The 19,543-nt window shown below is 38.2% G+C and carries 20 protein-coding genes; 3 read left to right on the top strand and 17 right to left on the bottom strand.

Annotation, left to right across the window (positions count from 1 at the left end):
* Positions 1-3: 3 nt before the first annotated feature.
* The 12 genes from G9Q97_RS03070 to G9Q97_RS03015 form a co-directional block, all read right to left on the bottom strand.
* Positions 4-579 (bottom strand): toll/interleukin-1 receptor domain-containing protein, encoded by a 576-nt coding sequence (locus G9Q97_RS03070; protein WP_222851896.1) that lies wholly within the window; start codon positions 577-579, stop codon positions 4-6.
* A gap of 3 nt (positions 580-582) precedes the next feature.
* On the bottom strand, positions 583-1,269 hold the full coding sequence (locus tag G9Q97_RS03065; RefSeq protein WP_166143000.1) for a TIR domain-containing protein: 687 nt from the start codon (positions 1,267-1,269) through the stop codon (positions 583-585).
* A 4-nt stretch (positions 1,270-1,273) separates the two neighbouring features.
* Positions 1,274-1,870: an SLOG domain-containing protein gene (locus tag G9Q97_RS03060; protein ID WP_166142998.1), complete on the bottom strand. Its 597-nt coding sequence runs from the start codon at positions 1,868-1,870 to the stop codon at positions 1,274-1,276.
* Positions 1,852-3,024 carry a toll/interleukin-1 receptor domain-containing protein gene (locus G9Q97_RS03055; protein WP_166142996.1) on the bottom strand — a complete coding sequence of 391 codons (1,173 nt, stop codon included), beginning with the start codon at positions 3,022-3,024 and terminating at the stop codon, positions 1,852-1,854. The genes G9Q97_RS03060 and G9Q97_RS03055 overlap by 19 nt, the downstream gene beginning before the upstream one ends.
* The gene (locus tag G9Q97_RS03050; protein WP_222851895.1) at positions 3,014-4,168 is read right to left on the bottom strand and encodes a restriction endonuclease subunit S; all 1,155 of its coding nucleotides are present in this window, start codon (positions 4,166-4,168) and stop codon (positions 3,014-3,016) included. Before G9Q97_RS03050 ends, G9Q97_RS03055 begins: the two co-directional genes overlap by 11 nt.
* On the bottom strand, positions 4,158-5,726 hold the full coding sequence (locus tag G9Q97_RS03045; protein WP_166142992.1) for a type I restriction-modification system subunit M: 1,569 nt from the start codon (positions 5,724-5,726) through the stop codon (positions 4,158-4,160). Before G9Q97_RS03045 ends, G9Q97_RS03050 begins: the two co-directional genes overlap by 11 nt.
* 360 nt (positions 5,727-6,086) lie before the next feature.
* Positions 6,087-7,028, bottom strand: a complete 942-nt coding sequence (locus tag G9Q97_RS03040) for a hypothetical protein (RefSeq protein ID WP_166142990.1) — start codon at positions 7,026-7,028, stop codon at positions 6,087-6,089.
* A gap of 1,539 nt (positions 7,029-8,567) precedes the next feature.
* On the bottom strand, positions 8,568-8,792 hold the full coding sequence (locus G9Q97_RS03035) for a hypothetical protein (RefSeq protein ID WP_166142988.1): 225 nt from the start codon (positions 8,790-8,792) through the stop codon (positions 8,568-8,570).
* A gap of 376 nt (positions 8,793-9,168) precedes the next feature.
* Positions 9,169-10,440: a hypothetical protein gene (locus G9Q97_RS03030; protein ID WP_166142986.1), complete on the bottom strand. Its 1,272-nt coding sequence runs from the start codon at positions 10,438-10,440 to the stop codon at positions 9,169-9,171.
* 10 nt (positions 10,441-10,450) lie between these two features.
* Entirely contained in the window at positions 10,451-10,708 is a 258-nt protein-coding gene (locus tag G9Q97_RS03025; RefSeq protein WP_166142984.1) for a hypothetical protein, read from the bottom strand.
* Positions 10,709-11,328: 620 nt separating this feature from the next.
* Positions 11,329-11,553 (bottom strand): type II toxin-antitoxin system HicB family antitoxin, encoded by a 225-nt coding sequence (locus G9Q97_RS03020; RefSeq protein ID WP_166142983.1) that lies wholly within the window; start codon positions 11,551-11,553, stop codon positions 11,329-11,331.
* Entirely contained in the window at positions 11,537-11,800 is a 264-nt protein-coding gene (locus tag G9Q97_RS03015; RefSeq protein ID WP_166142981.1) for a type II toxin-antitoxin system HicA family toxin, read from the bottom strand. Before G9Q97_RS03015 ends, G9Q97_RS03020 begins: the two co-directional genes overlap by 17 nt.
* 81 nt (positions 11,801-11,881) lie before the next feature.
* Between G9Q97_RS03015 and G9Q97_RS03010 the strand changes: the two genes are divergently transcribed.
* The 3 genes from G9Q97_RS03010 (at position 11,882) to G9Q97_RS24935 (ending at position 13,404) form a co-directional block, all read left to right on the top strand.
* A complete protein-coding gene (locus tag G9Q97_RS03010) occupies positions 11,882-12,511 on the top strand; it encodes a CIA30 family protein (RefSeq protein WP_246255374.1) in 630 nt (209 codons plus the stop codon).
* A 217-nt stretch (positions 12,512-12,728) separates the two neighbouring features.
* Positions 12,729-12,956 (top strand): UPF0175 family protein, encoded by a 228-nt coding sequence (locus G9Q97_RS03005; RefSeq protein ID WP_166142979.1) that lies wholly within the window; start codon positions 12,729-12,731, stop codon positions 12,954-12,956.
* Between the two features lie 184 nt (positions 12,957-13,140).
* Positions 13,141-13,404: a DUF3368 domain-containing protein gene (locus tag G9Q97_RS24935; protein WP_246255372.1), complete on the top strand. Its 264-nt coding sequence runs from the start codon at positions 13,141-13,143 to the stop codon at positions 13,402-13,404.
* 251 nt (positions 13,405-13,655) lie between these two features.
* Here G9Q97_RS24935 and map read toward each other — a convergent pair whose 3' ends face one another.
* The 5 genes from map to G9Q97_RS02975 form a co-directional block, all read right to left on the bottom strand.
* Positions 13,656-14,435 carry a type I methionyl aminopeptidase gene (gene map, locus G9Q97_RS02995; RefSeq protein ID WP_166142975.1) on the bottom strand — a complete coding sequence of 260 codons (780 nt, stop codon included), beginning with the start codon at positions 14,433-14,435 and terminating at the stop codon, positions 13,656-13,658.
* A 175-nt stretch (positions 14,436-14,610) separates the two neighbouring features.
* A complete protein-coding gene (locus G9Q97_RS02990) occupies positions 14,611-14,976 on the bottom strand; it encodes a DUF2200 domain-containing protein (protein WP_166142973.1) in 366 nt (121 codons plus the stop codon).
* Positions 14,977-15,123: 147 nt separating this feature from the next.
* Positions 15,124-15,804 carry an SAM-dependent methyltransferase gene (locus G9Q97_RS02985; protein ID WP_166142971.1) on the bottom strand — a complete coding sequence of 227 codons (681 nt, stop codon included), beginning with the start codon at positions 15,802-15,804 and terminating at the stop codon, positions 15,124-15,126.
* Between the two features lie 261 nt (positions 15,805-16,065).
* Entirely contained in the window at positions 16,066-17,784 is a 1,719-nt protein-coding gene (locus G9Q97_RS02980; protein ID WP_166142969.1) for a glycoside hydrolase family 43 protein, read from the bottom strand.
* 199 nt (positions 17,785-17,983) lie between these two features.
* Complete coding sequence (locus G9Q97_RS02975; protein ID WP_166142967.1) at positions 17,984-19,126, bottom strand: endo-1,4-beta-xylanase; 1,143 nt, start codon at positions 19,124-19,126, stop codon at positions 17,984-17,986.
* Positions 19,127-19,543 lie beyond the last annotated feature (417 nt).

Genomic DNA, 19,543 nt, shown 5'->3' with positions numbered 1-19,543 from the left:
ACATCAGTTCCTTAACCATTGTGCTATTGGGATAACTCTATCCTTACCATTTACAGATGGATATACAACATATGTTCCTTGAGATCTATAATCACCTTTGAAGAACTGATAATAATCGATATTGAATATATAAGGATATACCTCTAAATATTCACTTCCTGAAAAATCATTATAATCACTTTTGATAGGTAATAAGGCTATGTTATCAATATATTTTGCAGCATCACCAAGCCCTAACTCCCAATTACACCATTTAGAATTTATAGCACCTTCTGTTGCAAGCAGTATAAACTTGTGGTTTTCTTTAATTCTCTCTTTGATCCTCACCGCTGTTCGACCTGATGTTATTTTTGGCATTCCATCATCTTGCCAATCTACGTAAATATCTACACCATATGATTTCAAAAATGAGATAGCACCTTCCAGATACTCCTTTTCATCGTGTTTATGTGAAAGAAATACTTTAGTCTTACGGTAAGTACTTTCATTTTTAAAATTTCTTAGGCTATCACTTAAAGTAATATAGCTTTTTTTTGACCTACTCTGGTTCTTAATTTCTGATTCTGTAATAAAACTCATAAATTACATAATAGTTTTTACAATAATAAAATCATCCCTCCTATCTCTCAATTCTATTGCCTTATCAATGTAGATTGAGGGAGTTAAAACAAAATCGTCCCATTTAACTGACTGAATATAAGAGTTATCGCCAGTGTATACCCACTTTCCGTCACAAAGCCGTCTATTTGGCTTCTTTACGTTAAACATATTATTACGAAGTATTTGAAATAGAAAAGGAGTATTTAACCACCGGCAACCACACTCAAAACTCCAAGTTATGTAGTATTCATAACTTGCGAATTCATCAGGAAGGACGACAGCAATTATGCCATTCGTACTACTTGTTTTGCCTACCCTTGTTTGCCTCTTCAGAGAGTAGGAGATTTCCCAAGGTATCCATTGGTCCTTTTCCAAGGTATAGGATTCTTTCATACCTTTAGAAATCAGTACAATTGTTACGCTACTGTCAAATATCTTATCTCCTAATTTTGAGCTAATTGAAGAATCTGAAAGGTTCGCCATACTTTCACCATCATCTTCACCTTTGTAGATATGGTCATCCTCCAACAGGTGCTCAGATAATTTATCTACATAATGTCTTGCAGTAGTTTTTATTTTGAATTTTCCGAAAAATAAATCTTCATATAAATTCAGGTCTTGAACTAAGGTGTCTGAATATTTATAGGAAACAAAGATTTTTCTTGCCATAACCTTAAATTTTATCCATTAAAAATTTTTGAAATAAAGACATATATCCGTAATCCTTTTCAAGCCTTGTATTTTTAAGGTTTTCAGGAAGTAAATTATCATAAACAATTTTGGTTGCAGCTCCTGTACTCGATACAGGAATTAACAATGCATTGGGATGATACTCTACAAACATTTTAAATTCATCTTCAATACCATTCATTCCACCAATAAAAATGGCAGCAGCAAATTCATTTTCAGATAACATTCTTTCACGCATATGCTTAATACTTGAAGAGATATCTCCTTGACTATCTGTAAATACTATGTTTTCAAACTTGTTATTATCTTTAGGAAACATTTTTTCAAACCACCGAGATTGATAAAGTTTAACGTGATCTTGAATATTCATTCCCAGCTTTTGCATTACATAATAAATTAATGGAGTGATTGATGGATGACCACCCCATATAATTCGATGATATGGAAGTACAACAGTTGTAAGTGCTATTACTGCATCTCTAATTGCTATTATGTCAGCTGATTCAATATACTTTGCATCCCTATCAGGTAATGGAACACTTGCAGATAGAAATATATTTTTTATACTTTCTGTAACCATGATTCAAAATCTTGTTTTTTCAACGTCTTAATATCTTTTTTGAAATTGTCATTCAACCATTCCAAATGCTTTAACCATTTGTCACGAATTCTCAAATCATCATAAATTAATCGAATGGATACATCTTTATAGCCCATTAATTCTTTTTTAATTTCAGCTGATTGACAACTTGAAGATTGTGGAACACCTATAGTGGGTACATAAATAATATGCTCGCCATTAGGCAGATCTTCAGTTAGAAATTTTTCAGGTTGAACGGTGACAATTCTATTGTATTTCATAGCAATATTTCTAAACTCAGTGATTAAGTTATCTTGTCTTGCGGCTAAATTCCTCGCTCGGACAGACTCGACTTCTTGAATAACTTTCTCTAGAAAGGGCAAAATAAGCTTTGCTTTATGATCAATTACTTTATCGACAAAGTTATCTTCTGTTAATTGAATAGGATAACTAATTTGAGATGAACTCTCAATTTCTTTAATTTTATGATTTGGCCATACCAATTGAACAATACCAATTTGTTTCGCTCCGGCCTCCGCAAATTCTTCTTTACACCAATGACTTTCAAGAAATCCAGGGGTATTCAGTAAAACAATTACATCACAATCAGTCATTCTGTGCCACAATTCGTCTTGAAATGGTTCTCCTTTTTGAATTGAGTGAGTATCAAGAAAAACATCAAAATTCTTTGCCTCCATAGCTTCGTAAAGCTGAATTGCAGTAGATGTTGATTCTGCTCTCCGATAACTTATAAACACCTTTCTGGTGCTTCGCAATAATTCAAAAGCTTCCAACACAATATTAGCAATTCTATTTACCTCACTTTTCTTGTATTGAATAGCATTTTGATTTGAAAGAATTGATGGTATCTCAGAATTAAATTCATCATAGAAGATAGGGAGAATCATTGTTCCATCTTTCAAAAGATTTTGCGTAACATTCAAATCTTTAAAATCTCCATTTACATCACCAAAATAAAGTGCGAATGCAGGTTGGTTACCTATATATTCTGTTTCAATAGAAGATGCTTGAATGACTTTAACAAAACCCTCTGGGAGATCTAGATTTTCTATTTCAATGTTTATCTGGTTCAGTATTTCTTGCTTTTGTTTAACATCTGAACCTAAAGTTATTATCTGATATTTATATTTCATAGCTTGCTTCTTTTACATTAATCTCCATACTCTCCACAACCCCTTTCATCAGCACAGGACAAAGCGGTTTAATACTTTCTTTCAACTGCTCATTGATGCGTTTGCGGGTTTCTAACGTGTGGTAAATGGTTACTATGGCTTCTTGTTTTTCAATACTTGGGATGGGTAAATGCACATTGCACATATCACCCCAAGTAAATTGCTCTGTTGAACTTCCCCAAGAATGAAAGCGAGCATATCGGTCAAATTCAGACCGATAAAAAAATAAGTATAGATACGCAGGCTTGAGCAAGTCCAAGGCGTCTCTCTTCACTCTAAATGCTGTATTATTCCAACTTGTCAGGAATGTTTCTTCAGTGTTGTTGTAACTTAAGCCTACTTTGTCACCCATCCGAGTTGTCCGACTATTGTAAACGAATTCACCTGGTGATATCACATAAAACTTTTCGAGATTTCTTCCTGCATTATTGGCTTTTGTTGGCATAAACTGCTTGTTATTTGAAACCCCACGTACATCATCAACACCGTATTTCAAATTCCTATTCCGCTGTTCATTCAACTCGATATATTCTCCTAATCGTTTCAGGGGTTCTTTTTTAATCAAATTTTCAATGTAAGTATCGCAAATCAGCTGCAAATCGGCCAAGCTGTTCTCATACACTTTTTGATTGGTGAGTAAGCCTTTGAAAAGGGCTACATATTTGCGTTGTTCGTCAATGTCTGGAATAGGGATTTCTATTTCACAAAATCGTTCCCAATCCAAGCTGGCTCTTACGCTACCGTCACTAATAAACCATCCGTACCTGTCAGATTCAGGTCGTTGAAACCACATCATCATATATTCAGGAATAAATTCGTTTTCATCTTTGCTTTCAATGACTAAATAGGCTGGTGAGATAATCGCAGGCACATCATCCGTGTAAAGTGCTAGGCGGATGGTTTCATCCCTGCCAACTTGCATTGCAGAATAGGCAAATTGCCCTTTTTGTATGATTTTATATTTGGACAAGTCAGTGCCTGAAACATTAGCAACCGAAGGCATAAAGTTTTTGGTAATGTTAATGCCCAAGAGATTTGTCACTTTCAAATCCTTGTTGCGGTTGTCAACCAATTGTATGTAATCGCCCAAACGCTTATAACTCATAACCCAATGTTTTAAAAGCATTAATCAATTGAGCTTGTGATTCTTTTTCTTCTTGTAGCAGGGTTTTAAAATCTTGCTGAATGCGTTTCATTTCGGTGTCAAAGTCAATGCCACTGTCTTTGTCAACAAATTCAATGTATTTGCTCGGCACCAATGAAAAATCGTTGGCTTTCAGGTCTTCAAAACGGGCAGACTTGCAAAACTCGGGAATGTCCTTATAGGTGTCTTCGTAGCCCACTTGTTGCCAATTGTGGTAGTTTAGAGCTACTTCTTTTATATCATCTTCGGTGAGTTCAATGTATTTTTTCTCGTATTCGCTTCCCCAACGTCTTAAATCCATAAAAAGGATTTCGCCTTTCCGGTCTCGATAGTTTTTGGGTTTGTCTTTGGTATTGTCCGTGCGTTGCTTTTTGTTTTTATTCAGAATCCAAAGTGTTACGCTGATGTCAGTTGTATAAAATGTATCTCTGGGAATGATAATAATGGCTTCCACCAAATCGTTCTCAATCAACTTTCTACGGATTTTGTATTCTTCGCCACCGCCCGAAAGTGCACCATTGGCAAGAATGAAACCTGCTACTCCATTTTCAGAAAGTTTGCTCACCATATTCAAAATCCAACCGTAGTTGGCGTTGCTTTTGGGTGGCACTTCATAGCCCATCCAACGTGGGTCGTCCAAAAGTTCGCTTTCGCCCCGCCAATCTTTCAGGTTAAATGGCGGATTTGCCATAATGTAATCGGCTTTCAGGTCTTTGTGTTGGTCGTTAGCAAAAGTATCTGCGTGTTTGTCTCCAAGGTTGGCAGCAATACCTCGAATAGCCAAATTCATTTTCGCCAATTTATAAGTAGTTGGAGTATTTTCTTGCCCGTAAATAGAAACTTCCTTTTTGCTTCCCTGGTGGCTTTCAATAAATTTGATGGACTGCACAAACATACCGCCTGTTCCACAGCAAGGGTCATAAATGATTCCTTTGTAGGGTTCTATCAATTCCGCCATCAAGTTCACAATGGTTTTGGGTGTGTAAAACTCTCCTTTGCCTTTACCACTGCTTTCCTTCAAGGCAAACTTGCCCAAAAAATATTCATACACACGTCCAATTACATCTTGTCCGTTGTCTTTGATTGTATCAATATCGTTGATGGTGTCGAGCAGGGAAGCGAGCTTTGTTTTATCAAGTGCCAACCTAGAAAAATAATTGTCGGGCAAAGCACCTTTTAAAGCAGGGTTGTTTTTCTCAATCGTGTTGAGAGCCGTATCAATTTTTAGGGAAATGTCGTTTTGTTTGGCATTTTTGATGATGTAGCTCCAACGTGAATTTTCTTCTAAGTAGAACACATTTTTCATAGCATAGAAATCTTTCATTTCCACGTATTTTTCTTTGCCTTCGGCAAGCAGTTCTTTTCTTCGTTGTTCAAATTTATCGCTGGCGAATTTCAGGAAAATCAGTCCGAGTACTACGTGTTTGTATTCAGCAGGCTCTACCGAACCCCTCAACTTGTCGCAAGACTGCCACAAGGTTTCTTCAATCGCTTTTTCATTTAGTTTCTGTTTGGCCATTTATACCTATTTTTTTATTTTAAATCTTGATTATTTTTCAGGAAAATTTTCAAAAGAACAGGATTCTCGAATTAAGCTTGGGAAAGGCATTTATGATTTTCACTTGTGTTCTAGAAAAGCCAAATTTAAAATTATGTATTCGGTCTTTCAACTTGGCATACTTTTATATAAAACAAAGGAATACGGGGAAATTAATTTGAATTTCCATCAAACCTTACCTTTCTATCGGACATATTTAAAGCTAAATGGTTCTCAATTAATGGCTAATCAGTATTATTTTCATTTAAATACTCTAGTTTGTATTAATTTAGGACGAGATCCAGTACATACTAAAATAAATTGAGGATGGTAGCTTTATCCTTAAGTTAACCTAAATATAAAACCTTGCATTGGTAACACAGCTCCTTTCATTTCATATCTTTTATCTCCCTTTTCATTTACTCTTAATTTAAATTCTGATGACATTATGGAATAAAGAAAGAACTCTCTATTATCCGGAAATATTACATTCAATTTAGCGTCAATAATCGGATCTTTTGTAAAAAACTGATCTTCAACTTTATCAGAGATATATTCATGTTCAAGAACAGCCATAAAATCCATCTCATCTTTTGGATTAAGTGGGCAGGTGAAATTGAATTTCTCAAAATGCTTCTCCTCTTTATGTTCGCAATTTAAAAGATTCGATTTATCCACACTTGCAAAAGCAACTTCCTGTTCTCTTATAGAACATTTTGCTGAAATTAATTTAACGGTACTATTATCCTCTTTTTGTATATCCAAAGAAATTGGATTAGATATAATACCCTGACTTACATTTTGAACTGTGTATTTTATTGTCTGGTTTAATATAATTTTTCCATCTAATTCAGAAAACCGATAGTGCCATTCTGCATTTTTACGAATTTTTTTTGATTCAATTATATCGTGCTTTATAGCTTTAAATAATTCTTCTGGCATGAAATTCTGGAAGATCGCACCAAATATATTTTCGTTAATGTTCTCTTGAAATTCTTTCAGTTCTTTCTGCCTTGTATCAATTTCTCTTTTGTTTATTCTATCAGTTACTTCAAGCGCAATAAACACTGAAAGAGCAATTGTATAAAAAAATGTACTTAAATACCCTAACGTTTTATACATCACGGAGGTATCCAATATCTCTTTCTCAACTACATCCCCATTCTCTGCAAATGACCGAACCGACAATGTTTTTAAACCTAAAGTTGACCTGTAGACATCCATTCCTAGAGCTACAAACAATGCTATAATTACAATAATTAAATACCTGGGATTCTTAACCATAGTTTCTTGCCTTTAACAGGTCAGGGGTACCTAAGAAAATCTGCCTGAACATCCTTCAAAAACTTTTCATTCTATCAAGGTCTAATTATACTAAAAAATTCTTTAAAGACCAGTAAAAGAAGTTTTTTTCTGATTGGTTCTTTCTTACAACAATAACTTCTGAAAGTACCGTAAATCAATTCAATGGTCGAAAAAACGATCCTCTAAACCCCTGGCGGAAAAGTGCTACAGACTTGAGAAAAAACTTTCACTCCAAAAAAACTTTCACCCCACAATCTCCTGGATTTTTCAGTAAAACAACAGCATTTTGTTGGACCAACCTGGCTGCCAAAAAGGAAGGATTCTTCATTTTTCGATTAATGCCTGCCGATAGCAGTAATTTACGGATTAATTTTTATGGATGAAAGAAATGCGCCTAGCAGAAAGGCACTTCCAAAACCCCCAAAGGATACTTCAAATCGCAGCTCGAGGCTTTATAAATGGAGTCCCGAACTTAAAACTGACAGACTTTAATATAATATATCGAACGTTTTGGTTCGGAAGTCGGCTTTCGAAGCAAAAAACCGAAGATTTTTAATAAAAAGGGACAACACTATATTTCTATAATTTCTATAACTAAACCCCTACCATTTTTACTGGAAATTTCCGTTTTTAATTTAATAATCGGTACTTCGGAATCCACGACTTGTAATCAGGTTTCAAACCTACCTAAGATACATTAACAGTATAGTAGATTTTTCTTGAATGGGTAGGGGTGGGTTTCGAAAAATCCAATCCGGCCATCAAAAAAAGCTGATGGACAGGTAATACGCGACAGGAAAAATTGAAAAAGTCATACTTCCGAAATCACTAGGGGTACTTTCGAAGTACCCCCCTCCACTTATAAAGTCCCTCCCCCTACTTGCGAAGTGGGGGGAGGGACTTCAAACTGACAAGCATGAGGTTCGGAACTCGAACGTTGCGGTTCGGAAGTTCCCCCTTGCGGTTCGGAAGCTCAGATTTTGACCCAAAAATCGGAACTTTCCGGAGAAAAATTTAAATTTCTGACATTTTGACCGAAAGTGATTTGGGTTTTGATTTGAAAGGGGTACTTCCGAAGTGGGGGGGAGTACTTCGGAACTCGGCCTGTCAGGTTCTGAACCGGAAGCTTGGAGTTCGGAAGTGGGTCAGTGCAGCTAAAAGGCGAAAAATGGTGTCTTTTTGGCAGATCAGTCGAGCAAAAAGCCACATGATTGAAGTTAAAAAGTGAACGTTTTCAATTGAGAACTGCAGATTTGAAGTTGGGACGCTTAACACGGAGGCCTGGAATCGAAATAAGGAAGTTTAATTTGGGGACTGCCCGAAAATTGAAAAAGGGTGCAGCCTGGAGAAATCCACCTGCACCCTTTAGTTATTTCCAGGTGACATAAGCAACTTTTCTTTTTTTAAACATCCGTTCCGTTTGTTGAAGGGTTACCGGACCTTTCAAACCGTTGCCTCAGGTCCTCATAGATTACCTTGGCATCTGCAGCATTCATTTTGGCTCTGTATTTAACGGAATTATTTTTTCGATTTTCTCATTTTTGTCTGAAGCATGCTGTTAACGTCTTCGTATGTCCATCCTTTTTCATCCCAAACCTTGTTTGCCGATTGTATCGCTCTGTCTGCAAAATATTTACCAATCGTTTCCTTGAATTCTTTTAGCTCCTCATCGGTCAAGTTGTGGGAAAAGGCTTTTAAAATTTCAAGTTGCACATCGGATAATGGCTGCTTTATATCATTCATAATTATTTCTCCATTCTTCTAATTTACTTATTTTATGTCTTGCGTCCAACGGACAGGACCAAGTCATGCAGCAAAAATGCAGGAAACTGAGTCGCTTTTCTTTTAAGTCTTTGGTTGTTCTGATAACCAATTGAGTTCATTTGGAATTTTCCTTTGTAAATATTCATTCCATTTACTCCATTCTAAGCCACTTCTTGTCTCTCCTAGGTGATTCCGGTTATCGGCATAACGTTGGCGGTATGGCCTGTAAGGGACCGCGGAGCAACGTTCCTATCAACCCAGACGAAAGATTGATTCGGGTGACGAACTACTCATAACACTGAAATCCTTATTGGCTATACCGCATGTTGCTTGCAGTATTACTAGTTTAATATACTCAATAAAACGCATTTTCATGGTCTTGCAAATTGAATACATCATCTCTTTCAATAATTCTTTCAGCAAAGTTTTTAATATGAAAATTGTGAACTTGCTTTTTGGGTATGCTATCCTTTATTCTCTCTCCGTTTTCTAACATATCATAAAACGCATTTGTTATCGGTATTAAATATAGATTATCAATAGCTGCCTTGAAGTTGAAAATGTCTTCCCGAAACTTTACATAAAGAGAGTTAATCTCTTTATTATTAACCCCATTCCGAAGCAAAACATTGTTATAGATATGATTCCATATAATTTCTACAAGAGCTACCTTTCTAAAATTAATGTCCGCAATATCGGGAGGTTTTGTACAGGAGATGCTTGACCTAATGGAAAGTAAAAACCTACGATTAATCGCAAAATGCAGGTCAAAAATGCAGAATAGAATATAAAATAATTTACAAAAAAATAGCACTGAATCGATAGATTTTTCCTGATCTTTACAAATAAACCTTGTCATATAGGTAAATGCAAAAAGATCGCATTCTATTTCCTTTGTCAAGTCTTCCTTTCTAGCAATATAATCAATTCTTCGGCTTGCCAAGTCAGAGCGTATTTTTTCTAAACTCTCTTTGGAAAGTTTAATTCTTCCATAATAACTGGCAATTTCAGCAAAGTCTCCCCTTTGCTCATAGCAGCATTGATTTAAAGCATCCTCAAAGTATTCATCTGAAGATCTTTTGAACCACTCAACTGAATGTTTTCTATGACTTAGATAATGAAATATTTCATGACCAATAATGAAATTGTCGACTATTTTATAAAATTCTGTGCTTTGCAAAACTTCTTTATACCTCGACATAATATTTCCATAAAATGCTAAATCATCCTCTTTGCATGAGTAGTATTTTTGAAATGGAACTAGAGGGTGTTTTGAAAGTAACGAAGCAAAATTATAATCCTGCGTGACAATATAGAGACAAGCACTCTGCTTAAAAATTTCTACAAGGGCTGAAAATCCGGCACCTGAAGCAATTGTCTTAAAAATAGACTTGAGTAGAAAGGACTGTCCCAAGTCAAAGAAAATCGCACTTTGATTTTTCCTATGATAGATAAAAGAACTTTGTCTGAATGTTGCAACTAGCTCAATTGGAATTATTTTCTCACCAAGTACAGATTTTGCAAATCCATAGATGTGATGAAAATAGCCTTTGTTAACTGTTTTTGTGTCGAATAATTCGGAATAAAACTCGACTTTTTGAGTTGCCCATTCAAATTGAATTTCCATTGAAGTTCAATTATTTTTGTTCCTCAATATTGCTTATTTCTTTTCCATCTTTGATAATTTTAAAGGAAATATTTTTGCCTTTCAAGACTGCAATCAAAGAAGTCACCGCCCCTAATATTGCTGGTAAATTTTCTATTACAAGTCCGACTATATTCTGTCCATCAAGCCCTGAAGCCTCTTCTGTAAAAGCTTGGTCTTCATGTTCGGCGATGAATTCTTCAAAATATTCTCGAGCGTCTTCATTGCTCTGGATAATTACTTCATTCATAAATTGTCTTTTTAAAGTTTAGTGTTAAAGTTAGTAAAAAAAAATTTCAAAAATATTGTAGCTAACTTATTTATTGCCAATATTTTATCTACCTTATTTAAAAATTATTATCATATAAAAACCAGATTATAGTCCTTATTTCAAACTAGCCTATCAGGTATAAATTACTTCCGTGATACCGTACATAGAAGCTTGTCCTTCCGGTCATAGGCATGGATAGTTCTGTTCCTCTTTATTCCCAATAGGAAAAATCAGTCCTATACCTGCCCCCATCGGATTCTCTTCTGGAATCCTACTTTCATGCTTTTGAAAAAACCCCATTACCTAAAAACGCAATTCCAATATACCGGAAAAATACCATTTCACCAACGGTTGGTTTAGGATAGGTACTTAAACTGGGCTGGCTGATTTTAAAAATCACCAAAGGGGTATGGCTGAAAATCCCGGAGTTTCTACGAAAAAAGAAACGAACTGATAATAAATTTCCGGTAAGTTTGGAAGCAATGGCAGGGTCCCATACCAGATCATCTAAAAATTCAAGGATCAATACCCAAGATGTCTATCCAACATCATCCAATCTATTCCAATCACCTGAGTTTTTTTGTATGAGGTATATGTTTTCAAGCAAACCGCAATCGGCCTTTTGGAGTAGGAATATCCCTGGCTTTCATTTTAGCGGTTTCAATCCATTCATCAATGATTACTTCCACATTAGCTAACGCTTCCTGATAGGTCCCTCCATCTGCTGCACAACCTGCCAATTCGGGTACTTCGGCAATAAAAGCTTCATCATCTTTACTCCAGTAAATGATTATTTCGTATTTATGATTAGTTTTCCCCTCCATCTAATTTTAACTGATTTTTTACAATAACATTTCTTATTTGCTTAACCTGATAGGGCTTTGCCTTTCCTGACTTTGCCTGGATATTTAAAATTTCTTCTATCCCATCCTTGGTCAGGATATGATGGCTGCCCTTGACTCTTTCCTCAAAGCCAAATTTAAGAAGCAAATTCCTCAATTCTTCAAAATCTATATTTTTATCTGAGGTTCCTCTAAGGATTTTGATAAGTAATTTATCGTATTTGCCCATATGGTAAATTTATTGAAAATATTAAATTTCCCATTCTTTTCAAATTCATCACTTAATAAATCAGGTAAGGCAAATTTTGGAATGATCATGATTAGTGTGATGGTAAAGTTGATGAAATTATCCCCAAGGACACCGGGAAAACTATGTCAATTTACTGAAAAATCCCCTACCTTTAAAAGAAAAATGGGGGCTTTGCAAATGTTTTTAATGGTTTTGCTGATGGGTAAATTGCTTTTGTTTGATTTTAGTGCTTCGGAAGATTGGTCCGGCTGGGAAATCCAAAATGATAGGGTGATGGGCGGCGTTTCCAGCAGCAGCCTACAAAAGACTGAGCAGGGCCATGCCCTTTTTGCCGGAAGCGTCTCCCTGGAAAACAATGGGGGCTTCGCCTCCTTGCAATACCATTTTCCTTCCAAAAATATGGAGGGATATCAAACAGCGATCCTGACGTTAAAGGGTGATGGCAAACGCTACCAGTTTCGCATAAAAGAAAATCTGAGTGACCGGGCGTCGTATATCTATACCTTTACTACAAGCGGAAACTGGCAAACCCTGGAGATCCCACTCAGGGAAATGAGACCGGTATTCCGTGGTAAAAAACTGGGTCTACCCAACTTTTCTGCCGATTCCATCCAGGAACTGCGGTTTTTGATCGGCAATAAAAAGGAAGAGGATTTTCGCCTGGAAATCAAAAAGATCGAGCTGAAATAGCTAAATCTAATGCTTCTAATTCCAAATCCCTTCTATTAGGCCCACAATCCATTAAAAAAATCTCCTAAAGAAATCTACCGTCCAGGGTTGCATGGTAACCAACTGAAAATTTAACACAGCGGTAGGTATCAATAACCAGTTGGTATTTCCTGTTAAGCTCCAGCAAAAGGACATAATAAAATGAAGTCGATATCCAAAATTTTAGTAAATTTATACTATGAAGCGTCTGACCTTAACTATTCCGGATCATTTTGACCTAGATGAGCGAGAAACTAAAAGATTTCTCGCAGCAAAAATGTTTGAATCTGGAAAACTGTCACTCGGACAGGCAGCAGAATTGGCTGGTTTATCAAAAGTGGCATTTTCGGAGATTTTGGCTGATTATGGTGTTTCTTTAATTAACTATCCACCTTCGGATATTTCAAAAGATGCAGCAAAATTCTGATATAATCATCTCAGATACCAGCTGTTTAATAATTTTGGATAAGATTAATGAGCTTGAATTATTAATGAAGACCGGGAGCAAGGTATTTGTGACACCGATCATTCTAAAGGAATTTGGAAAAAGCCTGCCTTATTGGATTTCGGTATTGGCACCGGAAAATTCTCATTATCAACAAATTCTGGAAATGGATCTGGATGAGGGTGAAGCAAGTGCAATTGCATTATCCCTGGAAATGAAAAATCCAATCCTAATGCTCGATGAACTAAAAGGTAGAAAAGTAGCAGAAAAACTTAATTTAAGGTATTCCGGAACTTTTGGATTAATCCTAAGAGCCAAACAAATTGGTTTAATAAGTAGCGTAAAACCTATACTTGAAAAAATAAAATCCACAAACTTCAGATTTGATGAAAAGCTTTTTGAAAAAGTTTTGGAACAAGCCGGAGAATAAAAATAAGAATGCCAAAGCCTAACCTCAGCCTGATTCCATTGTGGGCTTTGTAAATTTTTTAGTTGGCACTTTTTCATAATATCCAGTCAGGGAAGGAAGGGTACATCTCCGGAAAACCCTGCCGTCTCCAGGCTGAATCCGGATCTGTGCCAATCTTATTGAAGCAATCAAACCGGCCATAATTAGCAAGACCCCAAGAAGATACGGACCGGATGACAGTCTCCTGTTTTTGAAATCAAAATGCCGCATCCCTAATTGGCCTGTGACCACTGACCAATTTCATTAAAACTGGTCAGAATAACCGGAAGTGCATCTGTGATCAATATGGTATGTTCGTGTTGGGCAACAAACCCGCCCTTGTTACCTACCAAAGTCCAGCCATCCCCTTGTTCCACGGCAAAGGTAGAAGTGGTGGCGATAAAGGTTTCTACGGCCACAGTGGTGTTTTTCTTAAACCGCTCCTTGTTGGTTTTAACCCGGTAGTTTAAAATATTGTCCGGAGCTTCGTGCAGGTTTCTTCCAACACCGTGCCCCGAGAGGTTTTTGATCACCTTAAAACCTGATTTTTTGGCCGCTGTTTCTATGAAATGACCCAAATCGGCAATCTTCATTCCGCCTCTGATTGTATGGACTGCCTTGTGGAGTATGTCATTGGAAGCATCTACCAGCGGTTGATGGTTATGGATGTCCCTGCCCAGGACAAAAGAACCGCCGTTATCCGACCAAAAGCCATTCAGTTCAGCAGAAACATCAATGTTGATCAAATCCCCTTCTTTTAATATTTTATCCCCGGATGGAATACCGTGGGCTATTTCCTTATTGGTACTGATACAGGTATAGCCTGGAAACCCATAGGTTTCGTATGGAGCGGATTTAGCACCATAACTTTTCAATATTTCAGCCCCATAATCATCGAGTTCCTTGGTAGACATTCCGGGTTTTGCGTGTGCCCGCATCAGTTTCAGCGTGCTGCCTACCACTTCACTGATTCTTTTCATGCCGGTCAATTCCGATTCTTTTGTTATTGACATATCATCTTATTTTTAATTGTAAACAGGTTCCTTTACTTGTCATAACCTATCCTAAAAACGCAAGCTCCAGGGCAGGCGTTCTACAGGGACTCAAAAATATAAGCCCTGAATAGAAAAATGCATCCATCGTTGCATGGATACAAGCGCCCGGTCAAAAGGTGGACCGGTGCGCCATTTACCCTTCCCGCAAAATCTCCTCCATCTTCTTCCCCTTTGCCAATTCGTCCACCAGCTTGTCCAGGTACCTTACTTTTTTGGTCAGTGGAGTAGTGATTTCCTCCACCCGGTATCCACAGATCAGCCCTTTAATCAACTCGGCATTGGGATTTAATCTTGCTTCCTCAAAGAATGTCTCAAAAGTCACCTTTCGCTGTATCAATTCCTCAACCTTTTTCTCATCAAATCCTGTCAGCCAATAGATCACCTGATGCAGTTCGGCTTTGGTCCTGCCTTTTTTCTCCACCTTGCTGACATAATGGGGATAAACCGTTGCAAAGGTCATTTTGGCCATGCGTTCATCGTGTTCCGCTGTTGTTGTCATGCCATTTCATTGGTTCATTTTTTTTAATTTTTTATCGGTATTTCTACTGAGGCTTTTTCCCAGATTAAAACACGGTCTTTATAACCTGTAAACAAATTTTTTCTCTTTCCCATTATAAAACAGGAATCCGTCCATGGGAATCAACTTTCATTTTCTTTTTATACGCAACATTTCATTGCCGTTCTTCTGGAATTCATAATCTACCCTTTGGATTTCCACTTTGAAATTTTTCCCAAAATGCTCCACCAAATGGGCCAATAGTGCCGGTTTATGTGCATCCAAATCCAAAATAGGAAAAATCCTGATCTCTTTGGCGACCCTCAGCATCTCGGTCATTGCAGACAGGTGAAAATCAAGTCCGAGTTGGGCATACAAAATTAAGAAATGTGAGCTTAGTCCCAGGTCGAAGGTTGAATCGGCAAAATTGGTTTTATCTGGCATTTCGTGGTTGATATACCGACCCTCTCTTTTACCTGATTCAAAGTCCTGGAGAAAGAGATTCATTGCTGATAATCGGATTGTTTCCAGTTCCTGAATATTTTTAATCTTTGTCCAAACAAAATTTTCAGCATTATTGCGGGTCTGATTGATCACAATGTCCTTAGTTTCTTTGATCTTTCTTTTCAATTCATCCACCGAGAACCCATAAATAGGATCAATCGAAATAACGCTTTTGTTAAATTTAAACATGCTATAGTTGAAACTTGCCGGCCCGTCTCCAAAACTGATAATTTTTTTATTCAACTCAGCATCAGTCAGGTTGAACATGCTTTTATATTCGTCCAGATTTCGTCCCCAGGGCACAACGTTCTTTAATTCAAAAGCCATTTTCTTTTTATAACACCAACAATATTAAATTACTGAAATCCAGTTAAATCTATTAAAAAAAAACAAGATTTCACCAGGCACCTGTGTGGAATTTGAACAGCTGACAAATTTCTCCCATGTAGAATTTTCAGGAAAACCAGGAATACATGGTGCCTGCTATCGGAAACGGCTGTTCACAAACACCTACTGAGGGGAATTCTCTGTCAAACCTGGTAAAAATTCCTTTATCCGGGTATTCCCTGCCTCAGCAGTTGCCAAATGTCAATCGGGCTTCGCATCATTGGCCCTGGTGGCGTATAATCCTATCAAATTTCCTGTAAAGCCTCCTGCCACATTGGTAGACAGAATATCTCCGGATACAGGCCCTCCCAAACTGACAAAATCAGCTCCCGGTAAAGCATAACTAAACAGGTAATCATCCCCATCAGCCTGCACCCGAAGCTGAACCGGGCCATTGAAGGCCAGTTTCCGGCTGGCGATAATCCTGGAAACTCCCTCTTCGGTCCGCTCCAGCAATACATGAAAATCATTGCCTGTTTTGGTGATGCCAAAAACGTAGTTGAACTTTTCGCTTTGGAGACAGGTAATTCCTGCCAATTCATTGTCTGCCCGGGGCTGGTATTCCATGCTGGCTGTAAAGGAAAAATCCTTATGCTGCTGCCTGTAAAAAAGCGTAGAAGTGGGTTTCACCTCCTTGATATTTACTTCAAATGGCTGGATGGTCAGGCCACCATTGCCAAAGGAAATAAACTCCTCCCGGGGACCCCTCAAACCTATCCACCGATAATCCAGCTTATCTGATTTAAATTCCTCCCTGTAGGTAAAGTTTCCATTGGGAAAAAAGCCCTCCTGTGCGGTTTTATTTTCCAAAACTCCTCCTGGCATTTTTAGCTTGGGTTCCAAAGGGATTAAGCCATTTTCAAACACGGGAAATTCACCGGACCAATCCACCGGAAGGATAAATGTTTCCCTGCCGGTATTTACCCTGCCTTTTTCGTTGGGGCGAATACCCAGAAAAACCCCATAATATTGATCATCCGGCCCCAATACCAGGTCGGCATGTCCGGCCCAGTCCACTTTGTTTTCCCGGTCTTTGGCAAAGTACCGCTGGGTAAGGATGGGATTACCGGGAGCGGGAATATAGGGTCCTTTAGGGCTGTCACTTACAAAAATCACTTCACTGTGCCAATCTCCGGTACCTCCTTCGGCACACATCAGGTAATACCTGCCGTCTTTCTTGTATATATGTGGTGCCTCAATCCAAATGGGTTGCTCGGTGATATCTACCCCTCCATCCACAATGATCTTGTCCGTGCCTTTGATCACCTGATCGGCCTCCACATCATATTCCCAGATTTTGATTACCCGATGACCGGTATACTGCTCCTTGCCCGGATCGGGCGCATCGTTGTGCACCACATAGGCTTTGCCATCCTCATCAAAAAACAGGGCAGGATCAATACCCCCAAAATCCAGCTTGATGGGGTCAGACCAGCCCTGTTTTGGATCTTTGGTTTTTACCAGGATATTCCCCATACCTCCTGCAAACTGCGTGGTAATCATATAGAAAGTTTCGTTGTGGGGATTGTAGAGAATATCCGGTGCGTAAATACCCGCACTGATCCCGCCATGCTCCACTTTCAGTTGGGATTTCCGGTCAAGTACATGCCCGAGTTGTGTCCAATTTACCAAATCATTGGAGTGAAAAAGGGGTACACCTGGAAACATGGAAAAAGAAGAACAAACCAAATAATAATCATCCCCCTTTCTTGTGATGGAAGGATCCGGATAACAACCCTGAAGGATGGGATTGTAAAATTCACCCGCCTCCAAAGGATATTTTTGGTATACCTGATCATTCCCCTGATACACCACCTTTGAGAATACCACTGAGTTTTCGCCCATTTGTTGACTATGGACGACGAAAATGGGGCTCAGTGCCATCAATATTACCAGGATTAAGGTTTGTCTGTTTCTCATGATGTCAGTTTGTTTTAGGGCATGTATTGCTTTCTAATTGGGTATTTAATTGGCTGGGGCATTGCCTGGCTCCTTATTAAAAAAGAGCGGTACTATTTTCATAAATTCAACTACCGCTGGCAAAGTGGGGTAATTATTGATTCTTCTTTAACGAACAGCCCCGGAGAAATACCCTGGATTGTCAAGCGGCTGTGCCCTGCTATTCCACCAATTCCATAAGGGCATTAACGACGGATTTTGGTTGGTAATTTCTGTCGAACATCAGGGGGTAATCTGTCCTTCCCCTTACAGGCCAGTTGTTTTTCCAGGAATGTTGATCCGCTATGCCCCAAAAGGTAACCCTTGATATTTTCTCCTGGTGTTTCAGAAATAGCTTAAAAAAATCCACATACCGTCGATCAAACTTTTGCCGAACGGAATCAGGCAGGCCTTCCTGATAGGGATTGATGCTTTGCTCATAGTCAAAGTTTGTTCCCACATCGGCTCCGGTATTTCTTCCGGGGGATGGAAGCACCGACATATCCAATTCCGTGATTATAACGGTAAGGCCAAGTCCGGAATAAGCGGCAATGCTTTTTTCAAATTCCTCAATGGCAGGATGCTCCAGACCAATGTGACCCTGCATGCCTATTCCGTCTACTTTTACACCTTGCTCCTGAAGTTTTTTAACCATTTTTACTACGCCTTCCCTTTTGCCCGGCAAGGCCATGGAATAATCGTTGTAATAGAGCTCCGCCTCCGGGTCAGCTTCATGGGCAAATTGAAAGGCCAATTTCATAAAGTCTTCACCAATGATTTCGTAAAACTTGCTTTTTCTCCAGGTACCATCATCCAGGATGGCTTCATTGACCACATCCCAGCCATCGACCCTCCCCTTGTACCTGCCCACCACGGTCTTGATATGGGTCTCCATTCTGCCTATCAATACTTCTTTGGATACCTCATTGCCTTCCTCATCCACAAAAAACCAGCCGGGTGCCTGGGAGTGCCAAATAAGGTTATGCCCTACCACATGCAGCCCAAGCGATTCGCCTAAGTCCACAAATTTATCTGCTGACGAGAAATTGAACGCTCCTTCTTCCGGCTGGAGGGGACCGCTTTTCATCACATTCTCAGCAACAATGGAATTGAAATTTGCTTTGAGCAATTCAATGGATTGCTGGTCCCTGCCGTTGATTTGGGCCCCATTCAATGCCGTCCCGATAAGGAATTTTCCTTCAAAGGCATCTTTCAGGCCCTTGCTATCTAATCCTTCAGTTTGGGACAGCATCCTGCTGCCCATCCCAAGGGAAAGGATTGCCAGAGAAAGTAAGCTGATTGTTTTTATCCAATTATTTTTCATGGTATTTGGGTTTGATAGGTTTATGAGCGGATTGGGGAATTAACCTCAAGGGCGATACTTTCACTATTCCCTGCTTAGCAGATACTGTCTCCCTAAAAAGGAAGACCTATCAAATATAAAATGTAATTATTACACATAATAATTTTTGAGCTACTAATTTTCTTTATGCATTTGGACCTTATCCCGGCAAGAAACCACTTTCCCAAAAAATCCGATAAGGAAAATTTTTGCAGAGCATATCTACACAGTTTTTCAATCTATACCTAAACAGCTCCTATTCAAACCTAAAAAAATTCCACTTGTTTACATAAACGGCATTAAATAAAGTAATAAAAACTCGGTTATCTCTATGGGTAATAATGTTATATACTAATTTACAGTCCTTTATAAAATCATTAAAGTTATATGTATTTTATA

The sequence above is a fragment of the Cyclobacterium plantarum genome, from assembly GCF_011290685.1.
Classification (GTDB): domain Bacteria; phylum Bacteroidota; class Bacteroidia; order Cytophagales; family Cyclobacteriaceae; genus Cyclobacterium; species Cyclobacterium plantarum.
The sequence above is the reverse complement of the archived record's forward strand: the minus strand, read 5'-3'. Positions and strand labels throughout refer to the sequence as shown.